Origin of the sequence: Gottfriedia sp. NPDC057948 (genome assembly GCF_042887255.1) — a bacterium.
In the GTDB taxonomy this organism is placed as follows: Bacteria; Bacillota; Bacilli; order Bacillales; family Bacillaceae_G; genus Gottfriedia.
This window is the reverse complement of record NZ_JBHVPN010000005.1, coordinates 69,423-82,906: the sequence shown is the minus strand read 5'-3', so window position 1 is coordinate 82,906 and position 13,484 is coordinate 69,423. Positions and strand designations below refer to the sequence as shown.

The following is a 13,484-nucleotide window of genomic DNA, read 5'->3' as shown; positions in this document are numbered from 1 at the left end:
CTAGCATTTTGTATAGTGATTGAACAAAATGAAATAAAAAGATGTTGACAGAATTATGAAATAACCCCTATAATACAAAACATATTAAAAAAAGAAACAAGCTACTAATGATAGATTAATATAGTTTTAAGCAATGAAGGGAATTTAAGTAGTACTTATCTCAATGTAATAGAGAGCTGATGGTTGGTGGAAATCAGTACAAAGATAAGGATGAATTTCGGTCCTAGAGCTATTTTTTTCGAAGTAAAGTTTAATCTTTACTGAGGGAAAAACGGTCAAATTTGATCGTTATCAAATTCTTAAGAGGCAGAATATTTCTGCAACTAGGGTGGTACCGCGAATAATTCGTCCCTACTGATACAATCAGTAGGGACTTTTTTATTAGTTTAAAACTGAATATAGAAAATGCAATGAAGGGAATACAGTAATGTTTGTTTCACTGTTTAAGAGAGCTGGTGGATGGTGTGAATCAGTACATAAACAAACATGAATTACAATCCTGGAGCATCTTTTTTAAAAGTAAAGGTCGACATTTGCTTTGAAAAAGACGGTCATCGATCGTTAAATAAAACAAGTGGCAGATTTAATTCTGCAATTAGGGTGGTACCACGGTGAAAATCGTCCCTGTCGTTAGTGGCAGGGGCGATTTTTTTTTATAAAATTACAAGCTAGAAAGAGGAGATAGAAAATGGAATTACAAAAAAATTTACTACCAAGACATATCCGTTTCATGGCACTCGGTGGAGCAATTGGCACTGGTATTTTTAAAGGAACATCAGAAACTGTATCGATTGCAGGACCTGCAGTTATTTTTTCATATTTGTTTGCTGGATTATTACTTCTTGTTGTGATGAGTGCGATTGCGGAAATGGCTATTGCGTTTCCAGGTTTGAATATGAAAGGGTTTATTCGTAAAGCATTTGGTACAAGAGTGTCTTTCGTAATTGGTTGGTTGTACTGTTTTATGTGGTTAGTTGTTTGTGTTATTGAAGTAATCGCAGCCGGTAGCTTTCTACAATATTGGTTTCCTTCAATGTCGTTATGGTCTTTAAGTTTTATTAGTGCAATTTTTATTGTGGCCGTTAATTTTATGAATGTGAAACGATATGGTGAAATAGAATTCTGGTTTGCAGGAATTAAAATTACAATGATTGTTTTATTTATCGCGTTAGGCGCTGGAATTTTATTTGGAATTATTCCAAGTGATCATAGTGGTTATGTACAAAATTATGTTCAGCATAAAGGATTTTTCCCACAAGGCTGGTCAGGTGTATTTTCTGCTTTATTAATAGTCATTTTTTCTTACGGTGGTTCAGAACTAATTGGATTGACTTTAACAGAAACAAAAGATGCTGAAAAAGTAATACCAAAAGTTATAAAAGGGGTTATTTGGAGAATTGTTTTATTCTACACGCTTCCAATTCTGATTATTTGTGGATTAATTCCATGGAATGAAATTGGTAATCAAGAAAGTCCATTTGTTCAAGTTTTATCAACAGTAGGTTTTCAAGGTTCAGCTCATATTATGAACTTTGTATTAATTACGGCGGTATTATCTGCTGCAAATTCAGGTATTTACGGCTGTACTCGTATGATGTATTCGTTAGCAACTGAGGGAGAAGCGCCAAAGGTTTTTGCAAAAATTTCTAAAAATGGTGTACCTGTTTATGCGGTTATTGTAAGTGCAATTATTTTAATTGGGGGCACTTTTGTAGCTTATTTTTCTCCAGATCGCGTATTCGGTTATTTAATGGCGATACCTGGATTTACAGTATCATTAGTATGGATCAGCATTTGTTTAGCACAATTAAAGCTCCGTAAAACTTATACTAAGCTGCCACACTATAAAGTATGGGGATTTCCGTACGTAACATCATTTACAGTAATTGCATTAGGTGTGAGCTGTATAGCTTTTGCATTCAGTGAACAAAACAGGTTAAGTATTTTCGTATGTTTAGGAATGTTAGTTGTATTAATTTTATGTTCATTTATTAATAGAAAAAAAACAGAATCAGTCTGAAACTTAAGTTTTTTGTACTTTGTCACACATACACTAAAGGGCACCTTATTTGGTGCCCAAATATACTGCATTAAATTATTGATTGTTAGCCAATGCTAAAAGCTGTTCATTTACATTTTCATTTACAACTCCGCCATGGTAACAAATGATTGTTTCGATATCATATTTTGTTAATTGTTTAATGGATAAAAGAGCTGTTTCCATATCAGGTGTGGCATTTGGATTTGGCCCCATAATTACGCCATCAGCCGCGACAACAGCATCACCTGCGATTAAAGTTTTGCTTTGTTGATGATATAAACAAATGTGACCAGGAGTATGTCCAGGTGTAAAAATCACAGTGATTCCACCAGCATATGGTAAAACTTCTTCGTCAGATAAAGTTGTATTAACTTTAGCATTTAGTGGTGTATTATAGATTGCTTTTATTTTTTTTCCTATTTCTTCAGGAACAGATTCCATCATTTTTGCGATTCGCTCTGGATTTACTTTGATTAAAGCTTTATCGCCTTCAATATATGGCTTGTCTTCTTTATGTGCTAGCACTTCAATTTCTTGATCAGCAGTTTTTAAAAGCTCAGCAAGGCTCCCGATATGATCAATATCTTGATGTGTAAGGATGATTTTAGACAGCTTGTTAAATTTCAATCCCGCTTTTTCAATCGCTTCACGAATATCCCCAGTTTGCCCTGGCATTCCTGTATCTACCAAGATCACTTCTTGTTCATCCCAAAGTAATGTTGGGTGAATAATATTTACCTGTCCTGTAAAGTTCATTTCTAATTCAATTGTTTCAATACCTTTAGCTATTTTCATTTAAGTGGTAAAAGCATTTATTGCCTTTACTACACCTCCCCTTGTTATATGTGAGCACTAAACTAGACATCTAAGGAAAGTTGCCTAATTTAGTGTTCACATTTTTTTTGCTAAAAACTTATTTTACTTTTGCGTTTTTGAAACAGAAGAAATAAAGTCATCAATCATAACGTCAAAGCTGTCATCTACATTTACTGGATGTTGGAAATATCCAAGGAAATTCATCGAGACAAATCCGTGTAAAATGCTTCTTAATGCTCGGCCTTGATGAATTAATAAAGTAGGGTCCGTAATATAAAATTTTAGAATTTGATGAATAATTCCAGTTGTTTCTCTAGCAAGTCGTTTAACATCATCATTTTCTGTACTCGGGATATTCATAAAAAGTCCATAACCAGTTCTATTATCAAATGCAAAATCACGGTATACATAAGCAATTTCTCTAATCGCTTGTTCTCCACTTTTACCGACTAATCGTTGCATTAAAGTCGAATTTAATTTATTTAAAAGTGAAATCGTCATTTTCAATTTTAAATCGTCCATATTCGCAAAATGGTTATATAAAGATGGATATTTAATATCTAGCTTCTCTGCAATTTTTGGAAAAGTAACTTGATTAAGTCCGATTTCATTAGCCAATGAAAAAGCTACTTCAATAATTTTTTCTTTTGTTAAATTTCTTTTTTGAACCATTTTTTTGCTCCCGTCTCATGTTTAGGTAAATTGTTTTTTTAAAGAATATATAGGCAGATTTCTACTGCCAATCAACTAATGTCCTTAAAGATACAATACCTAAATACAAAGTATTTTTAAAGAGAGACTATATTTACTGAAAATAGTTTAACACTTCTAATGATAGTTAGTAAACTATATAATGTAATTTACAAACTATAAAATATAGTTTAGTGTTATATGTATACTAGAAACTTATTGTTATTTTTATTTGTCTCATTCTCGAGATTTTTTTATAGTGATTTTATTTTTATCAAAAAGGAGGGGGAAGCGATGTTATTGTGGAAAAGAAATTTGATTGTTTGCTGGTTCGGAATGTTTGTAACAAGTATTGGAATGAGCCAACTTGGTCCGGTATTACCCCTATATATTGATAAACTTGGTGTTCATAATTCTGCATTAATTAGTCAATTTTCAGGTATTGCTTTTGGGGTAACTTTTATTATTTCAGCCATTTTTTCCCCTATTTGGGGTTTGGCAGCCGATAAGTTTGGACGAAAACCAATGCTGCTAAGAGCAAGTCTTGGTATGTCAATTATCATTTTTTGTATGGGTTTTGCACATAATGTCTATGTTTTAATTGGTTTAAGACTTTTACAAGGTGTCATTACCGGTTACGGTACAGCTTGTACAACTTTAATCGCAACGCAAACAGATAAAGAGCATGCGGGATCGGCATTAGGTACACTTTCAACTGCAAGTATAGCAGGTTCATTACTTGGTCCGATGATTGGAGGTTATATTGGAGAGACTGTAGGCTTACAAAATGTGTTTTTTCTAACTGGTGGACTCATGATGGTTGCGTTTGTTACAACTGCATTATTTGTAAAAGAATCATTTACTCGCCAAGATAAAAAAGTGCTCAAGTTTAAGGAAATATGGAGTATTATTCCAGATAAAAGCTTAATGATTACTATGTTCATTACTTTTTTTGTTTTAACAATAGCGCTTTATTCGATTGAACCGGTAATTACTGTCTATATTTCTCAGCTATCTGCTCATTCTACACATGTTGCATTGTTAGCGGGTATGGCTTTTTCAGCATCAGGCTTGGCCAGCATTATTGCCGCTCCGAGATTAGGTAAGATTTCAGATCGAATTGGTCCACATAAAGTTATATTCGTTGCACTAATTGTTTCAGGTCTGATGGTTATTCCCCAAGCATTTGTAAAAAACGCTTGGGAATTGATGGGACTACGATTTATTTTAGGTTTGGCAACGGCGGGCTTAACTCCAGCTGTTAATACATTAGTTAAACGAATTACACCCGATGCCATTACCGGCCGAGTATTTGGATTTAATATGTCAGCAGGATATTTAGGTGTATTTGTCGGTTCCATTTTAGGTGGGCAAATTGGAGCATATTTAGGTGTAAAATACGTATTTTTTGTTACAAGTGCATTATTGCTACTTAATGCAATTTTGGTTTATGTTAAGGTTAATAAGAAATTGAAAGTAAAAGAAGATTTTAAATTATCGATCTAAAAAGTTATAATTTTGGGGGAGCTACTTAATGTTGCTCCCTTTAATAATAGTACCCTACATAACTTAGCAAGAAATGTCGGATTGGTTAATTTCGTTCCTGTTATTCTATTGATGAAGGAGGTTATAAAATGGATTTGTTAAAGAATATGAATGATGCTCTAGTATATATTGAAGAAAATCTGACAAGTGAGATCGACTATAAAGAGCTTTCTAGACGGGCTTTTTGTTCTGAGTATCACTTTAAAAGAATGTTTTCGTTTCTTGCTGGAATTTCCCTTTCAGAATATATACGCCGCCGCCGTCTTACCGCCTCTGCATTTGAACTTAAAGATCATAACAAGAAAGTAATTGATATTGCTTTAAAATACGGATACAATTCTCCGGATTCCTTTACGAGAGCCTTTCAAAACTTGCATGGAATTACGCCGTCAGAAGCTAGAAATAACGGCAATTCGCTCAAAGCATTTCCACGAATGACCTTCCAATTATCAATTAAAGGGGGAAATGAAATGAACTATCGTATTGAAGAAAAAGAGGAATTTCGAATCGTAGGGATAAAAAAGAGAGTTCCGATTATTTTTAATGGAGTTAATCCGGAAATTGCATCCATGTGGAAAACTTTAACGATGGAAAAGATAACGAAACTAAAAGAACTCTCCAATGTTGAACCGAATGGCATAATTAGTGCATCAACAAATTTTTCTGAAGGTAGAATGGAAGAAAAAGGAGAGCTTGATCATTATATTGGTGTTGCCACTACAAATGACTGTCCAAATGAGTTCATTCAACTTGAAGTTCCTGCATTTACATGGGCAGTATTCGAAGCAATTGGAAAATTTCCAGATGCATTGCAAGAAGTCTGGGGAAGAATTTATTCGGAATGGTTTCCATCTTCTAATTACCATCAAGTAGAAGGTCCCGAAATATTGTGGAATGAACAGAAAGACGTCACATCACCAACTTTTAAGAGCGAAATATGGATTCCAGTCTCTAAAAAATAAAAAAAGAAAGAGACATATGCTCTTTCAGGTTTCTGAATGATTGTTATTAAAGTGATCTAGTTTATCTGAAATACTTTTAAGTATTTGATTCTTCTCTTGTTGAATTTTTAGGAATTTTAAAAGAAACCAAATCATAAAAACAAATGGTGCTATGTAAAATAAAATCGGTATGATTGAAAATAGAGAAAAAAGCATGTTATGCATATTAATTTCACTCCTTTTGGAAGATTATACCATAAGATTTAGATTAAAACCTTCTTATTATTGAAGGTTTTTTTGTTTATAACTTATTCAGTTAGATTCTTGGTTAAGAATGAATTTAAAAGGAAAATAGCGTTATTTAGAGAATGTACTATTAATTAAGAGATGCTATAAGTCGAATACTAAAGTAGGAGAATTAAAAATGAAAATAGTAAAACAATGGGTACAAGAGGATAGTGATTTTATTAGAAAAAAAGTAATTGAATTTAATGCTAAAAACCTTCCTGATGAGAGGAAAGCACCGTCGGAAAATATAAGCTTTGTCGTTAGAAATGATCAAGAGGAAATAGTAGGTGGAATTACAGGGAGGATGTATTGGCACCATTTATCGATAGACTTCTTATGGGTGTCAGAGGAATATAGACATGCAGGTTTTGGTAGTCAGCTAATCAATCAAATGGAAGAATTTGCAATCGAAAATGGATGTCGCTTTATTAAAGTAGATACTTTTAGTTTTCAAGCTCCAAAATTTTATAAGAAACATGGTTTTAAAGTATTTGGATTAATTGAGAATCATCCAAAAGGGTATAATCAATATTATTTTGAAAAAAAATTATAAGAGACAATCTAAACTTTTAACAACATGAAGTTGCTTTTGCAGCTTATTTTTTTTAGCTAATAAACTTAAATGGTATGATTAATTAAAAGTTTGATGTGACTGGAGGAATCAATAATGAGCGAGCTTAATTTATTGTTTCGAAAAAGAATCGGATTACGTGATAATGAAGTGATTAACTTTAATAATGTAAATGACGTTCTTGAAAAAACTGCTAAAAATATCCCTTTTGAAAATCTTTGTATTATAGGAAATAAAACGAATGAGATCAACCGAGAAAATTTAATTAGTAAATTATTAGTGAAAAATGAAGGTGGTCTCTGTTATGAATTGAATTCAATACTTTATTTATTTCTTCTTGAAAATGGGTTTAACGTGAGGTTAGTAAGAGGAGTTGTTTATGACAATATAGCTCAAAAATATCCTACTTTTGGAAGAACACATGTCACAATCCTATTAACACAAAATGAAGAAACATACTTAATTGATACTGGATTTGGGGCGAATCTTCCTTTAAAAGCAGTTCCCTTATCCGGTGAGATAATTACTTCTAGTAATGGTGAGTTTCGAATTAAAGAAGAAGACACAGAATTCGGGGATTATGTATTAATGTTAAAACTAAAACATAAAGATCCCGATTGGAGAATTGGTTATGCATTTGATTCACGCGATATCATTTCAGATGTCTCCGAATTTAATGAGATTCAAACAATTATTGCTGAGCACAAGGAGTCTCCATTTAATAAAAACCCTTTAATGACTCAACTGACAAATGAGGGGAATAAAACTTTAACGAATACTTCTTTTACACAATGGGTTAACGGTGTAGTTACGAAAGAGGATCTTGATGAAATGAAATATAAGGAATTAGCTAAGCAACATTTTGGTCTCTAATAAAAAAATAGATTTACGATTTATTAGTAAACATCTAAATAATCTAACCATTCTATTGCCTATGAAAATTTAATGTTCTATCATTTGCTTAATAAGTAATCAACCAAGTAATTTTAGGAGTGAAAAGCAATGAGTAGTGCAAACAGAGGTGTCAATATTGGTCCACCTCGTTTTAAAATAGCAGTTCATGCAATAGTTTAGTTGGCAAATAGTGCTGGAATGTTATCAAGCGCAATGATTGCAGAGCAAGTGGATTCTCATGCGACATTCATGCGAAGAGTAATGCAATCTTTAACCTCAGCAGGTATTGTAGAATCCAAAGGTGGCCGTGAAGGTGGTTATATTTTAAAAAAGGCGATTGATTCAATTACCTTAGGTGAAATCTATACTGCTGTTAATAGAGGTCCCATAGAACAAGAAATGTCAGTTGACTGTGGTGAAGCTGCAGAACAGCTAGATTTAGAAATAGAAAGAATACTATTTGAAGCGGAACGCCAGGCTTTAGATTATTTAAAGCAATTTACAATTGAAGATGTTATGAATCGAATTGATTTTTTTAAATGATTAAATTTAGTTTACTAACTTAATAAGGAATTAAAAGTACTAAATAAGCAGGTAACACTGCTTTTTTATTTTGGGTAGACTAAAGACCCAGCAGAAAGGTGGAAGCCCAGCTCATGCTATAGCGAGTATCCTTAGTTGAAATCAACAAGACATGACTTATTTAATAAAACATTCTAATCAAAATTTAGATTGAATAGTTACTTTTGTAGTAATATGTGCTTTTTTCAATTGCATATATATTAGTAAAGGGGTGATAAAAAAATGGATATTTTATCAATTATCTTGCAAATTTTATTAGCTCTTATGTTTTTAATTGCTGGTTTAGGTAAAGTTTTTGGTTCAAAAACGAGTGTTGAAAGTTTTAATCACTTGAAATTAGCACAATGGTTCAGAGTAATTACTGGATTAGTAGAATTGGTTGGTGCTGTTTCACTTATTATTGGATTTTGGGAAGAAAGTTGGGTTCCAGCGGGTGGTTTATTATTAGGAGTTGTGGCAATCGGTGGAATAATATCACATATCCGTGTTAAGGATTCGTTTAAACAAACTTTTACAATATTATTATTAGGTATTATTGCGTTTGTACTATTATGGATTAATTATTCCGATCTCTCAAGTTTCCCGGGATTTAATTAATTTGCAATCAATATATGCAGGGATTAATAAGGCGACGACAGAATAATAATGACAGTACTTAAATCAATCTTATATGTAAAAAGGAGCGATTTTAATAATGTATGATATCGTAATTATCGGCGCCGGACCGGCGGGAGCAAGTGCTGCTTTATTTGCAGCAAAAGCTGGTAAAAAAACTCTAGTTTTAGACAACGACAAGAGTATAACGAAAAAAGCTTGGATTGAAAATCATTATGGGGTTTCAGAAATTACAGGTCCAGATTTAATAGAAACAGGAAAAAATCAGTTTAGAAAATTTGGAGCTGAAATGATCCAAGGTACTGTAGGTAACATTGTAAGTACAGAAAATGGCTTCAATATTGAAACCGAAACAGCAACTTATGAAGCTAATCAAGTGATTTTAGCTACAGGCTTAAGTGTGGATTTAGCTGAAAATGTGGGACTAAAAACAAAAGCTGGAACAGAACCTCGCATAAAGACCATACTTGATGTAGATTCGACTGGTAAAACAAATATAGAAGGAGTATGGGCAGCGGGAACTGTTGCAGGAACAAGTGTTCATACGATTATTACAGCGGGTGATGGAGCAAAAGTTGCGATTAATGTTATTAGTCAATTAGATGGGAAACGATATGTTGATCACGATGTTTTGAAATCATAGTCTATGATTAAATAAATAATTTAGCATTACTTCTATCAAAGAGCATTACTTCTATCGAAGTAATGCTTTTTTTATAAACTAATATTAAATTTTAGTAGACTTATAGCTAATCTACTTAATAAAGATGTATCTGTAATAATTCATTTTTTCATCAATATATTAGAAAGTGAAATGAATCATGTTAGGAGGGGGCCGATTGTCGGATGCATTTATAGCACGTTCTTTAGATGAAATTCTGTTTTGGTCAAGGATTATGAAAGAGCATTCACTCTTTCTTAAATTAGGCTTTAATTGTGATGATACTGAGTTAATTCAAGAGGCAGACCAATTTTATCAAGTTTTTGAAGCAATAGGAAATAAAGCCCAATCATTTTCGCTTCAAACGGATCCTCAGCAAATTAAACAGTTTAACAATGAGGTTCATCAAGCAGCTTCCATGATTTGGGCCTATAAGCGGAAAATCCTTAACTTACTCCTTACTTGTAAAATAACGGGCAATAACTTTCCATTATTAGTTGACCATACAAGTAGAGAAGCAGCCTATTTTGCAAATCGCTTGACTGAATTAAATAATGGTCAACTCCAACCGCTACCTGCTGCAATTATCCAGGAAAATGTTTTCTTTTTAAGAATTATGGCAGACCATGCAAAATTTATCGGACATTTATTAGATCCATCAGAAAGAAAACTAGTAGATCAAGCGAGGGAATTTAGCCATGATTTTGATCAACTTCTATACCAAGCCGTAGATTTAGAATCAATGAGGCCACAATCGGAAACAGTTCCGATTCTTGACCAATTCCTTGATGAAAACCGTGTATCGGTAAAATCACTTAGAGATTTTAAGAAGACAGCTCGCGACCTAATAGAAGCTTGTAGAATTAAAAGTATCATTCACCCACTGCTTGCAGATCATGTATTTAGAGAAGCAGAGCGATTTTTGCATATAATTGACGCGTTTGAAGCACAGTTAACAGGAACAGGGAATAGGAATATTGTACTGGACGACCACTAAGAACAACGCAAGTTACCAAAATAGACACGAAAAAAGAATCTGATTAAAGATTCTTTTTTTATAGCGCATTGAAATGGGTAGCATAAGTACATAGGTAGAAAAGGGTTTAAATAATTGATAACATACTTTTTATGTAGAAATTATTTCCTCTCACTATAACTCTTTAACAAATCTTCAACTAAAATGCCATTAATTTTCAATCCTGATAAATTGCAATTTATGATTTCGACATGACTTAAATCACAGTCCGTAAACTGACTATTTGTTAAATAGCAATTCTCAAATTTAATAGAATTAGCGTGATCGTCAATATTTAAATCATCCGGAATGACAATATTGCGGAAGCTTGTTCCAGCTAAATGAACATGATCAATTATTAAGTCTCTTAAATTACCATTTGTTATTTTTGTATTAGACAAATTAACATCTGAAATTCGAGTTCCGAATAAATTCACGTCATTTAATTCCAGATTTCTCATGTTTGCATTTGTAAATTTCGAATTTGCCAAGCTTACATTATTAAAGTCTAAATTATCAGCTCTTACTTCATTAAAAGTTGAAAAAGACATATCTGTTTTTTGTAACTCAAATAATGCAGTCTTCCAATTTGACATTACATCTCCTCCTAAAGCTTTGATAATTGAATATATTTAACTTAGTTCCTGAGAATCCCTTCACTCTTATTCATTTTTAATTTCGACAAATAGTTGAATCAACTTTTATTTTGTAATCATACTATATAAAAATCTATAATCGTTTTGAAATAGTTTGACTTTTCAATATCTTTTTTATAAAATCTTTTTAACATTTGAATAAAAGCAATGAAGAGGAAAAGTAGAATAATGTTATTTTTTACAGAGAGCTTCGGTAGCTGAAAAGAAGCATGAATACTTATTTGAACAATGGCCTCGGAGCTTCGTACTGAACGTATATTTCATATTAGTAGGCTACGACAAGAGTTGGCACTTGTTACCAAAGTCACAGTATATAAGCATTTTTATGCTTTTCGTACTTGCAAAGACAAATGTATGCAAATACTTTGTGAACTAAGGTGGTACCACGTGGATATTAAACCTCGTCCTTATCTTTTATAGATAGGGGCGAGGTTTTTTGCATTTATAAATTAGGAGGAATTGGAATGGATATTTTTATTGGAGGAGCTTGGCCTTATGCAAATGGTTCATTACATTTGGGGCATATTGCAGCTTTACTGCCAGGTGATATTCTAGCTCGATATTTTCGTTTGAAAAAAGCGAATGTATTATACGTTTCAGGAAGTGACTGTAATGGGACACCTATTGCTATTAAAGCAAAACAAGAAAATGTAACTTATAAAGAAATTGCAGATCGTTACCACCTTGAATTTGAGGATAACTTTAAGAAATTAGGATTTACCTATGATTTTTATACAAGGACAGACGCACAGCATCATCATCATACTGTACAAGAAATTTTCTTAACTTTATTACAAAATGGGTTAATTTATAAAAAAGAAATTGAACAATGTTATTGTGAAGAATTTGAACAATTTTTACCAGATCGTTATGTAGAAGGAAATTGTCCAAATTGTGGTCAACATGCGCGTGGAGATCAGTGTGATTATTGCTCTGCTATTTTAGATCCTTTAGATTTATTAAATAAAACATGTAAGTTATGTGGAAATCCTCCATCCGTAAAAAACACAGAGCACTTTTATTTTTCATTAAGCAAGTTACAAGATGAGCTAAAGGAATATGTTGATTTTGCTAAAATGAGTGGATGCTGGCGTTCGAATGCGATCCAATTAACAGAACGATATTTAAATGAAGGGCTACATGACCGAGCAGTATCAAGGGATTTGCCAAATGGAGTAAGCGTGCCAGTAAAAGGGTACGAAAAGAAGAAAATTTATGTGTGGATTGAAGCAGTATCTGGTTATTATTCGGCAAGTAAACAATGGGCACTTAGCACGAATCAAGATGTCACCAGCTTTTGGCAAAAAGAAACAATTTCATATTATATTCATGGTAAAGACAATATACCGTTTCATTCAATTATTTGGCCATCTATTTTAATTGGTTTAAAAAAAGAGGCACTTCCAACTCATATTGTTTCAAATGAATATTTGACGCTTGAGAAGAAAAAACTGTCCACTAGTAAAAACTGGGCTGTATGGGTACCATATTTAATCGAAAAATATCATCCTGATTCAATCCGATATTTTTTAACAATAAATGCTCCAGAAAATAGGGATACTGATTTTTCTTGGAGGGAATTTATTTTTAGTCATAATAGTGAGCTATTAGGCGCATATGGGAATTTTGTAAACCGCACATTAAAGTTTCTTGAAAAGTACTATTATGGTGTAGTCCCAGAAGGGGAAATTGAACAATCAATTAGATTTGATATTAAAGGGCTTTATAAGTCTGTTGGTTCACAGATTGAATCGGCTAATTTCAAAAAGGCCGTGGAGGAAGTATTTGAATTTATTCGTTCTGCAAATAAATATTTTGATGAAGCAGCGCCTTGGAAACAAGTTAAGGAGAATTTGATCGAATGTCATAACACGATGGTGAGTTGTGTCTATGCTATTGCCAACCTGGCGCAAATCTTACATCCAATCCTGCCTTTTTCGAGTAATGAAATAAAAGAAATGCTAAATTTACCAAACTTTGAATGGAAGGAAATATATCCAGTTTTAGTAAAAATCAACGAAGTAAAGCCTCTTTTTGAAAGAATTGATGTAGGTAGAATAGAGGAAGAATTAGAGCAGTTAACTAACCAATCGAAAAATTAATAAAAGAAAGCATTAATAATCAGTCTGATCATTAATGCTTTTCTTATTAAAAAATATAAAATAATTG

Annotated in this window: 13 protein-coding genes and 3 other annotated features; of the genes, 10 read left to right on the top strand and 3 right to left on the bottom strand. The window is 32.7% G+C overall.

Annotated features, from left to right (window positions below):
* Positions 1-124 precede the first annotated feature (124 nt).
* Positions 125-356 (top strand) — a binding site (T-box leader).
* A 45-nt stretch (positions 357-401) separates the two neighbouring features.
* Positions 402-629: a binding site (T-box leader), on the top strand.
* 59 nt (positions 630-688) lie between these two features.
* Entirely contained in the window at positions 689-2,020 is a 1,332-nt protein-coding gene (locus ACFVRR_RS10785; protein WP_387328016.1) for an amino acid permease, read from the top strand.
* Between the two features lie 75 nt (positions 2,021-2,095).
* On the opposite strand, the gene ACFVRR_RS10780 is transcribed toward ACFVRR_RS10785, so the two are convergent.
* Both ACFVRR_RS10780 and ACFVRR_RS10775 read right to left on the bottom strand, forming a co-directional pair.
* The gene (locus tag ACFVRR_RS10780) at positions 2,096-2,836 is read right to left on the bottom strand and encodes an MBL fold metallo-hydrolase (RefSeq protein WP_387328014.1); all 741 of its coding nucleotides are present in this window, start codon (positions 2,834-2,836) and stop codon (positions 2,096-2,098) included.
* Between the two features lie 123 nt (positions 2,837-2,959).
* Positions 2,960-3,529 carry a TetR/AcrR family transcriptional regulator gene (locus ACFVRR_RS10775; protein WP_097979166.1) on the bottom strand — a complete coding sequence of 190 codons (570 nt, stop codon included), beginning with the start codon at positions 3,527-3,529 and terminating at the stop codon, positions 2,960-2,962.
* Between the two features lie 312 nt (positions 3,530-3,841).
* Here ACFVRR_RS10775 and ACFVRR_RS10770 point away from each other — a divergent pair, with 312 nt between their 5' ends.
* From ACFVRR_RS10770 to ACFVRR_RS10735, 8 genes are all read left to right on the top strand, one after another.
* On the top strand, positions 3,842-5,053 hold the full coding sequence (locus ACFVRR_RS10770; RefSeq protein WP_387328011.1) for a multidrug efflux MFS transporter: 1,212 nt from the start codon (positions 3,842-3,844) through the stop codon (positions 5,051-5,053).
* A 128-nt stretch (positions 5,054-5,181) separates the two neighbouring features.
* On the top strand, positions 5,182-6,054 hold the full coding sequence (locus ACFVRR_RS10765; protein ID WP_387328008.1) for an AraC family transcriptional regulator: 873 nt from the start codon (positions 5,182-5,184) through the stop codon (positions 6,052-6,054).
* A 403-nt stretch (positions 6,055-6,457) separates the two neighbouring features.
* Positions 6,458-6,874, top strand: a complete 417-nt coding sequence (locus ACFVRR_RS10760) for a GNAT family N-acetyltransferase (RefSeq protein ID WP_387328005.1) — start codon at positions 6,458-6,460, stop codon at positions 6,872-6,874.
* Positions 6,875-6,988: 114 nt separating this feature from the next.
* Complete coding sequence (locus ACFVRR_RS10755) at positions 6,989-7,765, top strand: arylamine N-acetyltransferase family protein (protein ID WP_387328003.1); 777 nt, start codon at positions 6,989-6,991, stop codon at positions 7,763-7,765.
* 201 nt (positions 7,766-7,966) lie between these two features.
* Complete coding sequence (locus ACFVRR_RS10750) at positions 7,967-8,329, top strand: RrF2 family transcriptional regulator (protein WP_387328001.1); 363 nt, start codon at positions 7,967-7,969, stop codon at positions 8,327-8,329.
* A 261-nt stretch (positions 8,330-8,590) separates the two neighbouring features.
* Positions 8,591-8,965, top strand: coding sequence for a DoxX family protein (locus ACFVRR_RS10745; protein WP_387327998.1), 375 nt, complete (start codon positions 8,591-8,593; stop codon positions 8,963-8,965).
* 97 nt (positions 8,966-9,062) lie between these two features.
* A complete protein-coding gene (locus tag ACFVRR_RS10740) occupies positions 9,063-9,626 on the top strand; it encodes an FAD-dependent oxidoreductase (protein ID WP_387327996.1) in 564 nt (187 codons plus the stop codon).
* 196 nt (positions 9,627-9,822) lie between these two features.
* On the top strand, positions 9,823-10,641 hold the full coding sequence (locus tag ACFVRR_RS10735; protein WP_387327994.1) for a DUF2935 domain-containing protein: 819 nt from the start codon (positions 9,823-9,825) through the stop codon (positions 10,639-10,641).
* A 140-nt stretch (positions 10,642-10,781) separates the two neighbouring features.
* Here ACFVRR_RS10735 and ACFVRR_RS10730 read toward each other — a convergent pair whose 3' ends face one another.
* A complete protein-coding gene (locus ACFVRR_RS10730) occupies positions 10,782-11,255 on the bottom strand; it encodes a pentapeptide repeat-containing protein (protein ID WP_387327991.1) in 474 nt (157 codons plus the stop codon).
* Positions 11,256-11,453: 198 nt separating this feature from the next.
* Positions 11,454-11,727: a binding site (T-box leader), on the top strand.
* 52 nt (positions 11,728-11,779) lie between these two features.
* Between ACFVRR_RS10730 and metG the strand changes: the two genes are divergently transcribed.
* Positions 11,780-13,417 (top strand): methionine--tRNA ligase, encoded by a 1,638-nt coding sequence (metG, locus tag ACFVRR_RS10725; RefSeq protein WP_387327988.1) that lies wholly within the window; start codon positions 11,780-11,782, stop codon positions 13,415-13,417.
* Positions 13,418-13,484: the final 67 nt, after the last annotated feature.